Below are 16,581 nucleotides of genomic sequence, written 5' to 3' on the forward strand. Positions count from 1 at the left end.
TCCCGCCACCCTCCGCATTATGCGTGAAAGTCATACGCAAAAACTCCGCTGGTCGCATCCCACTTCCACCATGCAGAACTGGTCGTTAGGGTCAGGCGATGCTGCGTTTCGTGCCGATGGCCCCGCTTGTTCCGCTTTTCCTCCTCGGCGGCTGCGCGGTCGGCGCCGTGCAGACGCAGCGCCCCACGGCCAGGCCGATGCCGCAACTGCACTGGCTGTTCGATTGCCTGCGAACGAACCGCTTCGCGCTCGTGGCAGCCCACCGCGCCCAGCCCAACCCGGAAGCCACCGAGAACAGCGTCGAAAGCGGGACGGAAACCTTCCGCAAGGGCATCACCGTGCTGGAAATCGACGTCTTCGTCAGCTCCGATGGCGTCCCGATGCTGCTGCACGACGATACCCTCGATCGCACCACCACCGGCACCGGCGTTGCATCGCAGAAAAGCTACAAGGAACTGCGCCAGCTCCAGCTCCGCAAGCCCAACGGCGACATCACCGAGCAGCGCATCCCAACGCTCGACGAAGCACTGGTCATGGCGCGGCGCGGCGGCGCCATCCTGATGCTCGATCCCAAGCGCTCGATGCCAATGGAGGATCTGGTGCAGCACGTCCGCAGCGCCCGCATGGAGGGGCAGGTGATTCTCATTGCCAACAGCCTCGCCGAAAGCCGGCTTGCCATGGGCGTCGCGCCGGAAATGATGGTCTCTACCTACGCCCGCGAAGGCCGCGAGGCGCAGGCGCTGATGCGTCTTGCCAACCCGATGATGCTGCGCTTCACCGGCACGACAGAGCCCGATCCCGCCCTCATCGCCACCCTCGATGCCTCGCGGGTCGAGGCGATCACCGGTACGCTCGGCAAACCCGGCGAGCGGCTGGACGACAAATATCAGGCTGCCGACGACGACGGCCTCGGCTACGCCCGCCTGGCAGAGCGCGGCGTCACCCTCATCAGCAGCGACCAGCCGGTATCGGCGTGGAAGGCGCTGAAGGAACACAAGCGAGACGGCACATGGTGCCTCACAGGAGACAGTAGATGAAGGCAATCCGCATCGAGAAGACCGGAGGCCCCGGGGAGATGCGCCTTGTCGATGTCGCGACCCCCCAGCCGGGCGCCGGCGAAGCCCTGGTCCGCCACCATGTGATCGGCGTGAACTTCATCGACACCTACCACCGAAGCGGCCTCTATCCCATGCAGCTCCCCTCCGGCATCGGCGTCGAGGCAGCCGGCGTCGTCGAAGCAGTGGGGGAGGGCGTCACCCACGTCGCCCCCGGCGACCGCGTGGTCTATTTCGCCGCCACCCCCGGCTCCTACGCCACCCACCGCGTCCTCGATGCAAAATGGCTGGTGAAACTCCCCGACGACCTGTCCGACGAGATCGCCGCCGCCATGTGGCTGAAGGCCTGCACCGTCGAGTTCCTCGTCGAGCGCTGCGCCCGGGTGCAGCCCGGCGACACCGTGCTGGTTCCGGCAGCAGCCGGTGGCGTCGGCATCCTTCTCACCCAATGGCTGAAATCGGCAGGCGCCACTGTCATCGGCACCACCTCGACGCCGGAAAAGGCTGAAATCGCCAGGGCCGCCGGCTGCGATCATGTGCTGAACTATGCCGATGCGCCAAAGGCAGTCCGCGATCTAACCGGCGGCAAGGGCGTCGACTGCAGCATTGACGGCGTCGGCCAGGACACGTTCGAAAGCTCGCTGGACTCCCTGAAGATGCGCGGCCTCCATATCAGCTTCGGCAACGCCTCAGGCCCGGTCAGCGCCTTCAACCTCGGCATCCTCGCCGGCAAGGGCTCGCTGTTCGTCACCCGCCCGACGCTGTTCCATTATTACGCAACGCCCGCGGATTTCGCCGCCGGCACCGGCGCCGTCTTCGAAAAGCTCCGCGCCGGCGTGCTCAACGCCCACATCGGCCAGCGCTTCGCCCTCGCCGATGCAGTCGCCGCCCACAAGGCGCTGGAAGCCCGCGCAACCACGGGCTCCACGCTGCTGATTCCCCAGGACGTGAACCCATAAACGGGAGGCGTTTTGATGGGTCAGGCAGGCGAAATCGGCGTTGGCGGCGGCCGAAAGCGGGGCTTTGCCCCCCGGTGAGGACGGCGACGGCGTTGATTTCGCCTGCCTGACCCACCGAAGGCGCGGTTTTCAGACCCGATCCAGCGCTCGCTGCGCTTGCCAGCTACCTTCAGGTAGCCGGTCTGCGCTTGCTCACTCGTCTCGGGGCTGAAAACCGCGTCAAAATGCCTTCCGTTTATGGGTTCACGTCCTAGTTGCCGAACAGTGCGTTGATCTGGGGCAGGAGCGGCACCACGTCGCGCCCGCCGTTGATGATCATGTCCATCGCCACATAGAAGATCAGCGCCAGGCCGATCCAGCCGATCCAGTGATACTTCTCGATCAGCCGGGCGATATAGTTGGCGGCAATTCCCATCAGCGCCACCGACAGCACCAGCCCGAAGATCATTACCTCGGTGTGGTGCTTCGATGCGCCGGCGACTGCCAGCACATTGTCCAGGCTCATCGAAAGATCGGCGATTGCCACCGCCCACGCCGCGCCCCAGAAAGTCTTCGCGGGCTTGGGCGCATCATGCGCGACCGTCCCGTCTGCCAGCATAACCTTGTGCGGGCGCAGCTCGCGATACATTTTCCAGCACACCCACAGCAACAGCAGGCCGCCGGCCAGCCGGATGCCGACGATGTCCAGCAGCTGCGTCACCACCAGCGCAAAGGCGATCCGCATGACCAGCGCGGCCACCATGCCCAGTGCGATCACCTTCTTGCGATCGGCCGCGGGCAAACCGGCGGCCAGGGCGCCGATCACGATGGCGTTGTCGCCGGCCAGCACCAGATCGATCATGATCACCGTGCCCAGCGCCCGCCAGGCGCCCGGCTCGTTCATGAAGTGCAGCGAAAGTCCGAATAGTTCCATGCGCGGCCTGCTAGCGGAATATTACCCGGCTGCAAACAGTCTTGCGCACGGCGCGCAGGCCAGGCGACAAAGCGATCGTCAGAAGCGGTAGCCGATCCCAACGCCAATCACCAACGGATCGATGTTCACCCGGACGCTCTGGCTCGGGATCGCCAAAGGACGCAGGCGGGCTGTGGTATCCATGTCGATGTATTTGAAGTCCAGGTTGAACAGCCAGTTGCTGTTCTGGCCAAATGGAATGTCCAGCCCGCCCTGCAACGCATAGCCGAAGCTGTCCGAAAGGCTGACACGGGTATCGCCCACAGCAGCCTCCAGCTGGCTGGAAGGACGGCTGTTGTAGAAGATCGTGTAGTTCAAGCCGACACCGACATAGGGGCGAACCACGGCATCGGGCGCAAAATGATACTGCAGCGTCAAGGTCGGCGGAAGCGCCCAGGTGCTCAGCAAGCGACCGATGCTGCCGGTGGTGCCCGTTTGTCCGGTAGCGGCATGCTTGGTAGTCGCCGCAATCAGCTCCAGCCCGATGTTGTTCGTGACCATATAGGTCACATCCAGCTCGGGCGCATAGCCTGTGGTCACCGAAACGCCTTCGGTGGGGAAGGTCGGCTGGATGCTGTCCCCTCCGCCAGAAGGGTCCACCGCAATCCCGCGCCCCCGCACGATCCAGTCCCCGCCTTCCGCAAACGCCGGCGAGCCAGCCAGCAAAATGGCGGCAACAGCGGTAGCGGTGTTGCGGCAGGTCGCAAATCTCATGTCAAGGCTCCTTCAGATCTAAGGCGTTCCCTGCACCTGTCGACAGGAGCCGTCCTTGATCGAGAGCAAAGAAGTAATTGATATATATCAACGTTTTTTAGGAGAAATCCCTGAACGGGCGCAGCCCGCGAACCGAGGGTCAGCCTCCGGCAGAACCACGACCACGCCCCCGCGCCCGCGCGCAGAGCTGCGTGGAACGCCCACCAAAGAACCGGGGCGCAGCGCGGAACGCAAGGGAGCGGATGCGACCGCCCGCGGGCTTCAGAAAAGCAACCATTTCAATTTGCATAAGCAAATTGAAATGGTGCGGACGGCGGGGCTCGAACCCGCACTCTCCTGTCGGTGAAACGGATTTTAAGTCCGGTGCGTCTACCAGTTTCGCCACGTCCGCGCGCCAAATGGGTGTCTGTGGGCACCCTATCCCACCTCAGCAGGTGCGAGGCCAGCGCTTCGGAACCGCCTTAACCGTCGGCGTCAGCCGACGTTCAGGCGTTCCCGCAATTCCTTTCCGGGTTTGAAGTGCGGCACGCGCTTGGCGTCCACGTCCACCGAGTCCCCCGTTCGCGGATTGCGCCCGGTGCGGGCATTGCGGCCGCGCGTGGAAAACGCACCAAAGCCCCGCAGCTCAACCCGGCCGCCTTCCGCCAGTCGATCGGCGATGGCGTCCAGAATGGTGGAAACCACGCGCTCGGCCTCGCGCGTACCCAGATGGGGATTGGCGTCGGAAATCTTCTGAACAAGTTCGGAACGGATCATGACAGCAAGCCCCCCGGTGGTCTCGCACTATGTGCTGCCAACAATGAGTCGGTCAACCCTTTCATCAACAACGCAAAAGGGGCGGTGCCTCGCAGCACCGCCCCTTCTGAACCGTTGAACGGAAAAGCCGTCCGGCCTCAGCCGTCCTGCTTGGCCTTGTTCAGGGCCGCACCCAGGATGTCGCCCAGCGAAGCGCCGGAGTCCGACGAACCATATTGTGCAACTGCCTGCTTTTCTTCCGAAATCTGGCGAGCCTTGATCGAAAGCATCGGCTTCTTGCCACGCTCGAAACCGATCACCAGCGCATCGACCTTCTGGCCAACCTGGAAGCGTTCCGGGCGCTGCTCGTCCCGGTCGCGGCTAAGGTCGGAGCGCTTGATGAAGGCGGTCGGGCCGTCTTCACCGATCTGCACTTCGATGCCGCCGTCGCGGGATTCGCGAACGATCACGGTCACGACTTCGTTCTTCTTCAGGTTGAAGCCATCGCTCGGGCCTTCTTCGCCGGCAACAGCCGCAGTCCCGGCGCCTTCGCCCGAAACCTGCTTGATGCCCAGCGAGATGCGCTCGCGCTCGACATCGACTTCCAGAACCTGCGCCTTCACCATCTCACCCTTGTGGTGCAGCTGCAGCGCGGCTTCGCCCGAAACGCCCCAGGCGATGTCCGACATGTGCACCATGCCGTCCACTTCGCCGGGCAGGCCGATGAAGAGACCGAATTCGGTCGAGTTCTTCACTTCGCCTTCGACGATGGTGCCAACGGGATGCTCTTCGGCGAACACTTCCCACGGGTTGCGCTGCGCCTGCTTCAGGCCCAGCGAGATGCGGCGCTTCTCGGCGTCGACTTCCAGGACGATGACATCCACTTCCTGGCTCGTCGAAACGATCTTGCCCGGGTGGACGTTCTTCTTCACCCAGCTCATTTCCGAAACATGCACCAGGCCTTCGATGCCCGGCTCCAGCTCGATGAACGCGCCGTATTCGGTGATGTTGGTCACGCGGCCCTTCAGCTTGGCGCCAACCGGATACTTGGCTTCGGCACCTTCCCACGGATCGCTTTCCAGCTGCTTCATGCCCAGGCTGATGCGCTGCGTGTCGCGGTTGATGCGGATGATCTGCACCTTCACCGTGTCGCCGATGTTGATCACCTCGTTCGGGTGGCCAACGCGCTTGTAGCTCATGTCGGTCACGTGCAGCAGGCCGTCGATGCCGCCCAGATCCACGAACGCACCGTAATCGGTGATGTTCTTCACCACGCCGTCGATCACCTGACCTTCGGCCAGGCTCTGGATCAGGCCGGTGCGGGCTTCCGCGCGGGTTTCTTCCAGGATGCTGCGGCGCGAAACCACGATGTTGCCGCGCTTGCGGTCCATCTTCAGCAGCTGGAACGGCTGGGCAATGCCCATCAGCGGGGTAACGTCGCGCACCGGGCGGATATCCACCTGCGAACCGGGCAGGAAGGCGACAGCGCCGCCAAGGTCGACCGTGAAGCCGCCCTTCACGCGGCCAAAGATCGTGCCGTCCACGCGCTCGCCGGCGTTGAACTGGGTTTCCAGCTTGTCCCAGGCCGCTTCGCGACGGGCGCGGTCACGGCTCAGCATCGCCTCACCGAATGCGTTTTCCACGCGGTCGACATAGACGTCGACATCATCGCCCACGGACACTTGCGGAGCCTGTCCGGGCGGGGTGAATTCACGGATCGAAACACGGCCTTCAGACTTCAGGCCCACGTCGATCACCACCAGATCGTTCTCAATGGCGGTGACCCGCCCCTTCACCACCTTGCCTTCGAAGCTCTGGGACTCGCCCAGCGACTTGTCGAGAAGCGCGGCGAAATCGTCGCGGGTGGGCATTGCAGTCGAAGCCATGTAGATCCTATCATCATCGGGCAGGCCAGCCGGTTGTCTCCGGCGGTCTTGCGGGGGTGGCTGTCAAATATTCGCCTGAAAACCCTTCAGGCAGAACGCGTTAACCTTTAGACTCCCCTGAAAGCGAAACGGGCGCGCGAAGACAGGTCTTCGGCGCCGTCGATCAGGGGACCCTTTCCAGGCGCTTCGACACAAGGTCGATCGCTGCCCGGACGGCCGCGGCTATATCCAAATTGCTCGTATCAAGCAAGTCGGCGTCGTCTGCCTGCCGCAGCGGTGCATCGGTCCGCCCCATGTCACGCGCATCGCGCGCCACGATATCGGCCAGTATCCCGGCCTCGGTCACGTCCCGCCCTGCCGAGGTCAGCTCCAGAAAGCGCCGCCGCGCCCGCACTTCAGGCGCCGCCGTCACATACAGCTTGGCGTGCGCATCGGGGGCGATCACCGTGCCGATATCCCGCCCATCCAGCACCGCGCCGCCCGCCTGCGCCGCAAAGGCCCGCTGGAACCCCATCAGCGCGGCGCGCACCTCCGGATGCGCCGAAACCCTCGAGGCCGCCTCTCCGGTATGCGCCGCCCGCAGATCATGATCCTCCAGCAGCGACAGGTCTATAGCCGCCGCCCGCCGCCCCACCGCCGCGCCATCGTCCAGCGCCACCCCGGCGCGGTTCGCCGACAGCGCCACCACGCGATAGAGCGCCCCGGTATCCAGATGCGGCACGCCGAAATGCCGCCCCAGCGCCCGGGCAATCGTGCCCTTGCCCGAAGCAGCCGGGCCGTCCACGGCAATCAGCGGCATGCTGTGCTCCGTCCGCCACCGCCCCGCACCCCCGCCCGGCCGCCCCCAAGGTATCTTCGATGGGCGCCCGGGCGGGGGTGCGGGGCGGTCAGAGGTGCGCAGCGCCCTAAGGGTGCAAACGGCGCACTCAAGCCAGCAGCTTTGCAATCTTCGGTGCGATATCCTCGGGCTTCACCTGCGGCGCGAAACGCTCCACCACCTCGCCCTCGCGGTTCACCAGGAACTTGGTAAAGTTCCACTTCACGCCCGTGGAGCCCAGCAGCCCGGGCGCCCCGGTCTTCAGCTGCTGATACAGCGGGTGCGTGTGCTCGCCGTTCACCTCGATCTTCGAAAACATTGGGAAGCTCACCGGATAGGTCAGCGAGCAAAAGGTTGCGATCTCCGCGTCGTTCCCGGGTTCCTGCTTATTGAACTGGTTGCATGGAAAACCCAGCACTTCAAAGCCCTTGTCCTTGAAGCGCTGATAAATCTCTTCCAGCCCCGTATATTGCGGCGTGAACCCGCATTTAGAGGCAACGTTCACGATCAGCAGCACCTTGCCGCGGTAGTCGGCCATGGAAACATCGCGTCCGTCCAGCGACTTGGCATGCTGGTGATAGATATCGTCTGGCATCTGGGTCCTTCTCCCTCATTTGTCTTACCTAATGACGGGGTGGGCGGGGGAAGGGAAGGGGGAAGTAAGTCGCGGGTGGCGCTAAAGAGCCTTCCCCGCGTGCGTGGCGGCGAACGCCGGCCGGCGGCCAAGCCGCCGAGTCCGGCTGGGAGAGGCAGAAAGAGGAAGTTTGCGGGCATAGCCCGCTCGTCGGACGGGTTCGTGGGCCGGATGGCCCACGCCCCGCCGGCCGTGCCTTCGGCGAGTCAGCGAGTTTGCGCTTTGCGCAAATCGCTGCCGCCTTCGGCAAAAAAGACCCCCGGCAGGTTTCCCTGCCAGGGGTCGGGGTCGCTCTCTTCTTGCAACTTGGCAAGCTGGCTCCGTCAGCGCGCTATTCGCGCGAACCCAGGAAGCTCAGCAGGAACTGGAACAGGTTGATAAAGTCGAGGTACAGCGTCAGCGCACCCATGATCGCGGCCTTGCCCTGCATGTCGGTGCCGGCCACATAGTCATAGGTTTCCTTGATCTTCTGCGTGTCAGCGGCGGTCAGCCCGGCAAAGATCAGCACGCCAAGGATGGAGATCACCAGCGACAGCGTGCCCGACTGCATGAAGATGTTGGCCACCATCGCCACCAGGATGCCGATCAGGCCCATCACCAGGAAGGTGCCCAGACGCGAAAGGTCGCGCTTGGTGGTGTAACCATAGAGGCTGAGGCCCGCAAAAGCCGCCGCCGTCGCGAAGAAGGTCGTCGCGATCGACGTGCCGGTATAGCGCAGGAAGATCGTGGACATCGAAGCGCCCATGATCGCCGCAAAGGCCCAGAAGCAGGCCTGAACCGCCGATTCCGACATCTTCTGGAAGCGGAAGCCCAGCGCAAACACAAAGCCCAGCGGCGCCAGCATCACGATCCAGCCAAGGATCGAAGGCGAGCCCGTCATCGGGTTGAACAGCGCGTTCACAGCGCCGGTGTAGGCCATGCCAAGGGCGACCACGCCCGTCAGCAGCACGCCCGACATCATATAGTTGTACACGCTCAGCATGTGCGAGCGCAGGCCGGCGTCATATTCCGCTGCCGTGGTGCCGAGGCGCGCCGAAGCCATTGCCGCAGAGCGACTCAGCCTGGGATCCACCTGATTGACCATCGAAACTCTCCCTAGTCCGGGGGTAACGTCGCTGAAACGCGACACCGGATGCAGCGATAATATCGCCTATGTAACAACGGGTTTCAAGAGTCGCCAGTGAAATCTTTCATGCATGAAACATTTTGGGGTTATCAACCAGAAATCCTCACCGGCAAGACCGGGCGCAGCCCGCAAGCGCGACTGCGCGTCCGCGCCAATGCGCGGAACACGGGCGCGGAGCGCCAAACAAATCAACTTTCCCGCAGCACCCGCGCCACCTTCACCCCCAGCGTCCGCCAGGCGCCCACCAGCCCCAGCGCCAGCGTCACCGCCGCCCCCAGCAGCGCGGTCAGCAGCGCCACGCCCCAATCCGGCGCCCAGCTGAACTTCAATACCTGCGTCACCACCACCCAGCCGGAAATCCCGCCCAGCAGCAGGGCGATCAGTGCCACCACCAGCCCCAGTCCGGCATATTCCATCGCCGCCGCCGCCATCAGCTGCCGCCGCGTCGCCCCCAGGGTCTTCAGGATCACATTGTCATAAATCCGCGCCCGCGCCTGTGCCGCCAAAGCCCCCACCAGCACGGCAATCCCGGCCAGAATGGCAACGCTCGCCGCCACCCGCACGGCCATCCCCATCTGCCGCACCAGCGTCCCCACTTCGCCCAGCACATCCTTCACCTTCACCACCGACACCGTTGGAAAGGCCCGGCTGATGGTGCCGGTAAAGCCTTCCTCGGCCGCTTCCGGCGGGGTGATCGTCGCCATCCAGCTATAGGGCGCGTCGCGTAAGCTGTTCGGATCATAGATCAGCACGAAATTGAACCCCAGCGAGTCCCAGTCCACCTCCCGCAGCGAAGCGATGGTCGCGGTAATCTCCACCCCCAGCACCGAAACGGCGATGGTGTCGCCCACCTTCAGCCCCAGCAGCGCGGCTTGCTCGGCGTCCATCGACACCAGCGGCGGCCCGGCATAATCCTTCGGCCACCATTTCCCCGCCACCAGACGATTGCCCGCCGGCAGCTCGTCGGCCCAGGTCAGCCCGCGATCGCCGCGCAGCAGATAGCTTTCCTCCGGCACATTCTTCAGCTCGGAAGCCGGCACGCCGTTCACCGCCACCACCGGGCCGCGCAGGCTCGGCACCATCCGCACCTCGCTCCCCTTGGGCAGCGTCTCGCGGAAGCGCGCATAGTCCTCCTTCGGCAGGTCCAGCAGGAAGAAGGCCGGCGCCTTCGCCGGCACCGTCTTCTGCAGCTCCGCATTGAAGCTCGTCTCGATGAAGGCGAGCGTCGCAAACAGGCTCAGCCCCAGCCCCAGCGCCACCACCAGCTGACGTGTCATGGCGCCGGGCCGATGCACATTCGCCAGCGCCAGCCGCGGCAGCACCCGCTTCGGCCGCGCCACCCGCCGTGCGGCCCATTTCACCGCGGACCCCAGCCCGAACAGCAGAAGCAGCACCACGGCTGCCCCGCCGACAAAGCCCAGCGCAAAGATCGGCTCGGCCGCCTGCCACACCGCCATCGCCACCACCACGGCCCCGGCACCCAGCGCCGCCGCCATCGCCCGTGCCGAAGGCCAGGGCCAGCTCTCCACGCTGCCACGAAACATCCGCTGCGCCGGCAAGGCTCCCGCCCGCGCCAGCGGCGGCACGGCAAAGGCCAAGGCCACCAGCAAGCCGAAGGCAATCGCCGTAAACAGGGGCGCAAACTGCAACCCCAGGGAAGGCGCCACGGGCAGCACATCCCCCGCCAACGCCACCACAATCCAGGGCACCGTCGCCCCGATCAGCGCCCCCGCCACGGCGGCCACCAGCGCCACCCCGCCGATCAGCAGCAGATACGTCCGCCACACTAGCCCCGACGAAGCCCCCACGGCCTTAAGCGTCGCAATGGTCCCGCCCTTGCGGTCCAGATAGCTCGCAACGCCATTGCCAACACCAACGCCGGCCACCGCCAGAGAGGTCAGGCTGACCAGCGTCAGGAACTGGGCCAGCCGCTCGACAAAGCGCCGCACCCCCGGCGCGCCATCGCGTCGATCGGCCACGCGCCACCCGGCCTCGGGAAACTGCTCCTTAAGCTGCTCGCTCACAGCAGCCGGATCCACGGATTGCGGCAATTTCAACCGCACATAATGCCGATACACCGTACCCGGCTGCACCAGGCCCGTTCGCTCCAGCCCCTCACGAGAGATCAGCACGCTCGGCCCCAGCGCAAACCCCTCGGCCGCCTTGTCCGGCTCCACCGTCAGGATGGCGGCAACCGGAAAGCGCCCTTCACCCAGGCTGATCGTGTCGCCAATCTTCAGCCCCAGCTGATCTGCCAGCCCATCCGCCACCACGGCCCCGCGCCCCAGCGCCGCCTGCACGGCAGCATTGCCCCCGCCGCCGCGGACATCGGCCTCGCCATACAGCGGCCACAGCCCGTCCACCGCCTTCAGCTCGCCCAGCAACTCCCGGTTCGCCGCAGCCCCGCTTTCGCCGCGCACCATCGCCCGCATCCGCAGACTCTGCGAAATCTCCCAGCCAAACCCGCGCAGCGCCGCCATCTCCTCGGGCGTCGGGCCTCGCTGCGTCAGCCGGACCTCCACATCGCCGCCCAGGATCACCTGCCCCTGATCGGCGAGCCCCCGCTCGATCGCGCTTGCCAAACTGCCAACGCCCGCCATCGCCAGCACGCCCAGCAACAGGCACACGAACAGCAAGCGCAAGGCGCCCAGCCCCCCGCGCGCCTCCCGCCAGGCAAATTTCGCCGCCAAAGGCCACAGCTCTGGCTGCACCCGTGCCGGTGTCGGCGCCGGAATGGGAATGGCAATGTTCACGCGCCCACCACTTCGGCGCCCGTCAGCGTGTCGGAAACGATCTTCCCATCCCGCATCCGGATCACCCGCGAACATTTCGTCGCCAGCTCCGCATCATGGGTAATCAGCACCAATGTCGCCCCGGTCTCGTCCAGCCGCCGGAACAGCAGCTCCACGATGGTCTCGCCGGTGGCAGCATCCAGATTGCCGGTCGGCTCATCGGCAAACAGCAGGGCAGGGCGCACCGCCAAAGCCCGCGCCAGGGCCACCCGCTGCTGCTCCCCACCGGAAAGCTGAGTCGGATAGTGCGAGACCCGCTCGCCCAGCCCGACCGCCTGCAGCTCCCGCAACGCCTCGCCAAAGGGATCGGCATGGCCTGCCAGCTCCAGCGGTACCGCCACATTCTCCAGCGCCGTCATCGTCGGGATCAGGTGAAACGCCTGCAGCACGATGCCGATGCGCCCGCGCCGCGCTTCCGCCAGCCCATCCTCGGAAAGCCCCACGATGTTCAGCCCGGCAATATGGATAGACCCGGATGTTGCAGACTCCAGCCCGGAAAGCACCGCCATCAAGCTGGACTTGCCGCTTCCCGAAGGCCCCAGGATCGCCAGCCGCTCGCCGGCCGGCACGGCCAGGTTCACGCCCTTCAGGATTTCCACCCGCGCCGCGCCTTCGCCAAGAGCCAGCGTGACATCGCGCGCATCGATCACCATATCCGGGGCAGAAACATCAGGCGTCATGGAGTCTCCGTTGGTCGCGATCAGCACACAGCCACGTTCATATGGCATCATCGCAACATTTTTGAAGTTTGCCATCGTTCTGCTCGTCGCGGCACCGCTGTTTGCGCAAGCGCCAAAGGAAAAGCTGATCCTCGCCTTCGGCGACAGCCTCACGGCAGGCTACCAGCTGAAACCGGGCGAAAGCTTCCCGGCCCAGCTCGAAGCGGCGCTGCGCAAGGAGGGCCGCCAGGTCCGCGTGCATAACGCCGGCGTTTCCGGAGACACCACCGCCCAGGGCAAGGCCCGCCTCCCATGGGTGCTGAACAGCCTGAAGCAAAAGCCCGATCTCGCCATCGTCGCGCTGGGCGCCAACGACATGCTGCGCGGCCAACCGGTCACCGTCACCCGCACCAATCTCGACGCCATCCTCACCGAATTCGACAAGCGCGGCATCCCGGTCATCGTCGCCGGAATGCTCGCCGCCCCCAACATGGGCCCGGCCTATGGCAAGGAATATAACGCCGTCTTCCCCACGCTCGCCAAGAAGCACGGCGACACGCTATACCCCTTCTTCCTGAACGGCGTGACCACCAACCCCAGGCTGCAACTCGCAGACCAGATGCACCCCAACGCCGCCGGAGTAGCCGTCATGGTGAAGAACATCCTCCCCACTGTCCGCAAGCAGCTGAAATGAGCCACCGCCTCTTCGTCGCGCTCCGCCCGCCGCCGGAAATCCGCGCCGCGCTGCTGCCAATCCAGTCCGGAATCGAAGGCGCCCGCTGGCTGAACGACAACCAGCTGCACCTGACCCTTGCCTTCCTCGGCGAAGTGGACCGCCACGGCGCCGAAGCGACGCTGGAGGCGCTGGAATCCGTCCCCTTCGCCCCGCTCGATCTGAAGCTCGGCCAACTCGGCAGCTTCGACAGCACAGGCCCCGGCCGCACCTCGGCCCTCTGGGTAGGCGTAGAGCCGGCAGACGCCCTCACCGATCTCGCCACCAGCGTCCGCACCGCCTGCCGCCGCGCCGGCCTCGCCCCGGACGCGCGCCGCTTCGTCCCGCACATCACGCTCGCCCGCTTCAGCGGCGCAGGCGCCAGCCGCGAAACGCTCCGCCCCTGGCTCGAAACGGCAACTCCGCCCCCACTCCAATGGCGCGCCAGCAACTTCCACCTCGTCGAAAGCATCCTGGGCCAAAGCGGCCCGCACTACGAACCACTCGCCAGCTACGAACTGGTTGAAGACTAGAGAAAACTCTGCGGGTCTACGTCCACGGCAACCCGCACCTTCGAGCTAATGTCCACCCGCGCCAGCCACTCCCGCACATAATGCTGCAGCGGAGCCGTCCGCCGCGCATGCACCAGCAACCGATGCCGGTGCCGCCCCCGCAGCATCGCCAGCGGCGCAGGCGCCGGCCCGAACACCTCGATTCCGTCGGCTGCAGGCGCCGCCATCCCGATCCGCCGCGCCGCATCCAGCGCCGCCGCCGCATCCAGCGATGAAACCACCACGGCCGCCAATCGCCCGAATGGCGGCATATGCGCGGCTTGTCTGCTCTCCCGCTCGGCGGCGTAAAACTCGCTCGTATCTCCCTTCAACAAGGCCTGCATCACCCGCGCCCGCGGCTGGTGCGTCTGCAGATACACCTCGCCCGGCTTGTCCGCCCGCCCGGCCCGCCCCGAAACCTGCCGGATCTGCTGAAAACATCGCTCGGCTGCCCTGAGATCCCCGCCATCCAAACCCAGATCGGCATCGACCACGCCCACCAGCGTCAAATTCGGAAAATCATGCCCCTTCGCCAGCATCTGCGTGCCGATCAAAATATCGACATCCCCGGTCGCCACGGCATCCACCAGCGCCGCCATATCCGCTGACGTGTGGATGGTATCCGAAGTTGCCACCAGCACCTTCGCTTCCGGCCACAGCGCCGCCACTTCCTCCGCCAGCCGCTCTACCCCCGGCCCGCAAGGCGCCAGGCTGTCCTCCGCCTGACAGCTGGGGCAATGCTTCGGCGTCGGCATCGAATGCCCGCAATGATGGCACTGCAGCCGCCGCGCCAGCCGATGCTCCACCAGCCAGGCGGTACAGTTCGGGCACTGGATTCGCTCCCCGCAGGCCCGGCAAAGGGTCAGCGGCGCATAGCCCCGCCGGTTCAGGAACAGCAGGCTCTGCTCACCCCGCTCCAGCCGCTCCTCCACCGCCTGCACAAGAGGCGGCGCAATCCAGCGCCCGCGCACCGGCGCGTCCTTCGTCAGATCGATCAGATGGATATCCGGCAGCAAGGCTCCGCCATGCCGATCCGGCAGATGCAGCAGTTTATAGGTGCCGCGCGAAACCTGCTCCATCGTCTCCAGCGAAGGCGTGGCGGTGGCCAGCACCACCGGCACCTGCTCGAAATGTCCGCGCATCACCGCCACGTCGCGCCCATGATAGGGCACGCTCTCCTCCTGCTTGAACGCCTGATCATGCGCCTCGTCCACCACGATCAGGCGCAGATGCGGCATCCCCAGAAACAAGGCAGACCGCGCCCCCACCACCACAGGCGCCACCCCCGAGGTTATGTCCCGATAGGCCGCCCGCCGCGCCGCAGGCGTCATCCCCGAATGCCAGACAGCCGGCGAAAAGCCGAACCGCCGCCGAAACCGCGCCAGCCACCCCTCGGTCAAGCCGATCTCCGGCAACAACACCAAAGCCTGTCCGCCATCCCGAATGGCGGCCACCACGGCCTCCAGATAAACCTCGGTCTTCCCGGCCCCCGTCACCCCATCCAGCAAAAACGGCTGGAACGCGTGGCGCTCTACCGCCGCCACCAGCTCCCCGGCAGCCGCAGCCTGCGCCGCCCCCAGCACCGGACCCGCCGGCAGGGGAGGGCGCGCCACCGCCAGATCCTCCACCCCATCCGCCGGCAGCAGCACGCCCGCCTTCGCCAACCCGCGCAAAGTCTCCACCCGCGCCTCTGCCGCCGCCGCCCACACCGCCAAGGGCGCAGGCCCGATCCCCCGCACCGTCTCCAACCGCTGCAGCAAGGCCCGGCGCACGGCCGATTTCGTCTCCGGCACCTCCCCCAGAACAAAATGCGCCACCCCCTTTGGCGCCGCCAGAAACGCTGCCTGCGGCAAGGCCATCCGCAATACCGCCGCCGGCGGGGCCAGATAATAATCCGCCACCCACCCCAGCAGTTTCCGCGACGCCTCCGGCACCGGCGGCATGTCCAGCACCCGCACCTCGCGCAGCTTCGCCTCGTCCACCGGCCGCGTGGTGAAAACCCCCGCATCCCAAACCACGCCCACCACCCGTCGCGGCCCCAGCGGCGCTTCCACGATCGCGCCGGGCAAGGTTCCGTCCGGCACCCGGTAATCGAGTGGTCCCAGCCCATGTTGCAGCAGAAGAACGGTCGCGCGCATTGACAGGCAGCTAGCCTTTGGGTTCAGGGGCCGCAACGCATCCCCGCATTCCCGGAGCACTTCCCATGAAATTCTTCGTCGATACCGCCGACACGAAGGAAATCGCCGATCTCGCCGACACCGGCCTGCTCGACGGTGTCACCACCAATCCCAGCCTGATCGCGAAATCCGGCCGCAACTTCCTCGAGGTCGTGAAGGAAATCTGCGCCCTCACCGACGGCCCGGTCTCGGCCGAAGTCGTCGCCCCCGATTTCGACGGCATGCTCCGCGAAGCGGAAATCGTTCGCAAGCTCGCCCCCAATGTCTGCGTGAAGCTGCCGCTCACCATGGACGGGCTGAAGGCTTGCAAGCGCCTCACCAACGAAGGCACGATGGTGAACGTCACCCTCTGCTTCTCGGCCAACCAGGCGCTGCTCGCCGCCAAGGCCGGCGCCACCTTCATCTCGCCCTTCGTCGGCCGCCACGACGACACCGGCCAGGACGGCATGGACCTCATCGAGGACATCCGCCTCATCTACGACAATTATGATTTCACGACGCAGATCCTGGTCGCCAGCATCCGCCACCCGATCCACATCCTGCAATCCGCCCGCATCGGCGCCGACGTCATCACCGCGCCGCCGGCAGTCCTGAAGGGCCTCGCCAAACACCCGCTGACCGACAAGGGCCTCGAACTCTTCCTCGCCGACTGGGCAAAAACGGGGCAGACTATTGCCTAAGCCGGCCTTCATCCGGTTCCGCGCACTGGCGCGGGCGCGCAGTCGCGCTAGCGGCGCTGCGCGCCGGCTGTATCTTGAAGGCCCAACCCTCTCCGTCGTCCCAGCGAAAGCTGGGACCCACAAAGCCTGACG

At 65.7% G+C, this 16,581-nt stretch carries 16 protein-coding genes and 1 tRNA gene; 6 read left to right on the forward strand and 11 right to left on the reverse strand.

Annotation, left to right across the window (positions count from 1 at the left end):
• Positions 1-98: 98 nt before the first annotated feature.
• Together IM784_RS13650 and IM784_RS13655 are read left to right on the forward strand one after the other, a co-directional pair.
• Positions 99-1,037 (forward strand): glycerophosphodiester phosphodiesterase family protein, encoded by a 939-nt coding sequence (locus tag IM784_RS13650; protein ID WP_199555891.1) that lies wholly within the window; start codon positions 99-101, stop codon positions 1,035-1,037.
• Positions 1,034-2,014: a quinone oxidoreductase family protein gene (locus IM784_RS13655; RefSeq protein ID WP_199555892.1), complete on the forward strand. Its 981-nt coding sequence runs from the start codon at positions 1,034-1,036 to the stop codon at positions 2,012-2,014. Before IM784_RS13650 ends, IM784_RS13655 begins: the two co-directional genes overlap by 4 nt.
• 250 nt (positions 2,015-2,264) lie before the next feature.
• Here IM784_RS13655 and IM784_RS13660 read toward each other — a convergent pair whose 3' ends face one another.
• Together IM784_RS13660 and IM784_RS13665 are read right to left on the reverse strand one after the other, a co-directional pair.
• Positions 2,265-2,927 (reverse strand): TerC family protein, encoded by a 663-nt coding sequence (locus IM784_RS13660; protein ID WP_199555893.1) that lies wholly within the window; start codon positions 2,925-2,927, stop codon positions 2,265-2,267.
• A 78-nt stretch (positions 2,928-3,005) separates the two neighbouring features.
• Complete coding sequence (locus IM784_RS13665; RefSeq protein ID WP_199555894.1) at positions 3,006-3,680, reverse strand: OmpW/AlkL family protein; 675 nt, start codon at positions 3,678-3,680, stop codon at positions 3,006-3,008.
• A gap of 55 nt (positions 3,681-3,735) precedes the next feature.
• Here IM784_RS13665 and IM784_RS13670 point away from each other — a divergent pair, with 55 nt between their 5' ends.
• Positions 3,736-4,026, forward strand: a complete 291-nt coding sequence (locus IM784_RS13670; protein WP_199555895.1) for a hypothetical protein — start codon at positions 3,736-3,738, stop codon at positions 4,024-4,026.
• Here IM784_RS13670 and IM784_RS13675 read toward each other — a convergent pair.
• The 8 genes from IM784_RS13675 to IM784_RS13710 form a co-directional block, all read right to left on the reverse strand.
• A tRNA-Leu gene (locus IM784_RS13675) sits at positions 3,983-4,071 on the reverse strand. The two genes, IM784_RS13670 and IM784_RS13675, sit on opposite strands and share 44 nt — an antisense overlap.
• Before the next feature lie 83 nt (positions 4,072-4,154).
• The gene (locus IM784_RS13680; RefSeq protein ID WP_199555896.1) at positions 4,155-4,436 is read right to left on the reverse strand and encodes an integration host factor subunit beta; all 282 of its coding nucleotides are present in this window, start codon (positions 4,434-4,436) and stop codon (positions 4,155-4,157) included.
• Between the two features lie 137 nt (positions 4,437-4,573).
• On the reverse strand, positions 4,574-6,301 hold the full coding sequence (gene rpsA / locus IM784_RS13685; protein ID WP_199555897.1) for a 30S ribosomal protein S1: 1,728 nt from the start codon (positions 6,299-6,301) through the stop codon (positions 4,574-4,576).
• A 163-nt stretch (positions 6,302-6,464) separates the two neighbouring features.
• Complete coding sequence (gene cmk / locus IM784_RS13690; RefSeq protein ID WP_199555898.1) at positions 6,465-7,100, reverse strand: (d)CMP kinase; 636 nt, start codon at positions 7,098-7,100, stop codon at positions 6,465-6,467.
• Positions 7,101-7,227: 127 nt separating this feature from the next.
• The gene (locus IM784_RS13695) at positions 7,228-7,713 is read right to left on the reverse strand and encodes a glutathione peroxidase (protein ID WP_199555899.1); all 486 of its coding nucleotides are present in this window, start codon (positions 7,711-7,713) and stop codon (positions 7,228-7,230) included.
• Between the two features lie 370 nt (positions 7,714-8,083).
• Positions 8,084-8,836 (reverse strand): Bax inhibitor-1/YccA family protein, encoded by a 753-nt coding sequence (locus IM784_RS13700; protein ID WP_199555900.1) that lies wholly within the window; start codon positions 8,834-8,836, stop codon positions 8,084-8,086.
• Positions 8,837-9,066: 230 nt separating this feature from the next.
• Positions 9,067-11,631, reverse strand: a complete 2,565-nt coding sequence (locus IM784_RS17470; RefSeq protein ID WP_328799539.1) for an ABC transporter permease — start codon at positions 11,629-11,631, stop codon at positions 9,067-9,069.
• Positions 11,628-12,323, reverse strand: a complete 696-nt coding sequence (locus IM784_RS13710; protein ID WP_199555963.1) for an ABC transporter ATP-binding protein — start codon at positions 12,321-12,323, stop codon at positions 11,628-11,630. The genes IM784_RS17470 and IM784_RS13710 overlap by 4 nt, the downstream gene beginning before the upstream one ends.
• A gap of 88 nt (positions 12,324-12,411) precedes the next feature.
• On the opposite strand from IM784_RS13710, the gene IM784_RS13715 reads away from it, so the two are divergent.
• Both IM784_RS13715 and thpR read left to right on the forward strand, forming a co-directional pair.
• Positions 12,412-13,023 (forward strand): arylesterase, encoded by a 612-nt coding sequence (locus tag IM784_RS13715; protein ID WP_235977277.1) that lies wholly within the window; start codon positions 12,412-12,414, stop codon positions 13,021-13,023.
• Positions 13,020-13,574: an RNA 2',3'-cyclic phosphodiesterase gene (gene thpR, locus IM784_RS13720; RefSeq protein WP_199555902.1), complete on the forward strand. Its 555-nt coding sequence runs from the start codon at positions 13,020-13,022 to the stop codon at positions 13,572-13,574. The genes IM784_RS13715 and thpR overlap by 4 nt, the downstream gene beginning before the upstream one ends.
• On the opposite strand, the gene IM784_RS13725 is transcribed toward thpR, so the two are convergent.
• Positions 13,571-15,730, reverse strand: a complete 2,160-nt coding sequence (locus IM784_RS13725) for a primosomal protein N' (RefSeq protein ID WP_199555903.1) — start codon at positions 15,728-15,730, stop codon at positions 13,571-13,573. The two genes, thpR and IM784_RS13725, sit on opposite strands and share 4 nt — an antisense overlap.
• A gap of 65 nt (positions 15,731-15,795) precedes the next feature.
• On the opposite strand from IM784_RS13725, the gene fsa reads away from it, so the two are divergent.
• Positions 15,796-16,449, forward strand: coding sequence for a fructose-6-phosphate aldolase (gene fsa, locus IM784_RS13730; protein WP_199555904.1), 654 nt, complete (start codon positions 15,796-15,798; stop codon positions 16,447-16,449).
• Positions 16,450-16,581 lie beyond the last annotated feature (132 nt).

Source organism: Sandaracinobacteroides hominis (assembly GCF_016464365.1).
Taxonomy (GTDB): domain Bacteria; phylum Pseudomonadota; class Alphaproteobacteria; order Sphingomonadales; family Sphingomonadaceae; genus Sandaracinobacteroides; species Sandaracinobacteroides hominis.

What these genes read in the sequence shown, in the direction of transcription:
- IM784_RS13650 (WP_199555891.1), top strand. Translation starts at nt 99, where the DNA reads ATGCTGCGTTTCGTGCCGATGGCCCCGCTTGTTCCGCTTTTCCTCCTC.
- IM784_RS13655 (WP_199555892.1), top strand. Translation starts at nt 1,034, where the DNA reads ATGAAGGCAATCCGCATCGAGAAGACCGGAGGCCCCGGGGAGATGCGC.
- IM784_RS13660 (WP_199555893.1), bottom strand. Translation starts at nt 2,927, where the DNA reads ATGGAACTATTCGGACTTTCGCTGCACTTCATGAACGAGCCGGGCGCC.
- IM784_RS13665 (WP_199555894.1), bottom strand. Translation starts at nt 3,680, where the DNA reads ATGAGATTTGCGACCTGCCGCAACACCGCTACCGCTGTTGCCGCCATT.
- IM784_RS13680 (WP_199555896.1), bottom strand. Translation starts at nt 4,436, where the DNA reads ATGATCCGTTCCGAACTTGTTCAGAAGATTTCCGACGCCAATCCCCAT.
- rpsA (WP_199555897.1), bottom strand. Translation starts at nt 6,301, where the DNA reads ATGGCTTCGACTGCAATGCCCACCCGCGACGATTTCGCCGCGCTTCTC.
- cmk (WP_199555898.1), bottom strand. Translation starts at nt 7,100, where the DNA reads ATGCCGCTGATTGCCGTGGACGGCCCGGCTGCTTCGGGCAAGGGCACG.
- IM784_RS13695 (WP_199555899.1), bottom strand. Translation starts at nt 7,713, where the DNA reads ATGCCAGACGATATCTATCACCAGCATGCCAAGTCGCTGGACGGACGC.
- IM784_RS13700 (WP_199555900.1), bottom strand. Translation starts at nt 8,836, where the DNA reads ATGGTCAATCAGGTGGATCCCAGGCTGAGTCGCTCTGCGGCAATGGCT.
- IM784_RS13710 (WP_199555963.1), bottom strand. Translation starts at nt 12,323, where the DNA reads ATGGTGATCGATGCGCGCGATGTCACGCTGGCTCTTGGCGAAGGCGCG.
- thpR (WP_199555902.1), top strand. Translation starts at nt 13,020, where the DNA reads ATGAGCCACCGCCTCTTCGTCGCGCTCCGCCCGCCGCCGGAAATCCGC.
- IM784_RS13725 (WP_199555903.1), bottom strand. Translation starts at nt 15,730, where the DNA reads ATGCGCGCGACCGTTCTTCTGCTGCAACATGGGCTGGGACCACTCGAT.
- fsa (WP_199555904.1), top strand. Translation starts at nt 15,796, where the DNA reads ATGAAATTCTTCGTCGATACCGCCGACACGAAGGAAATCGCCGATCTC.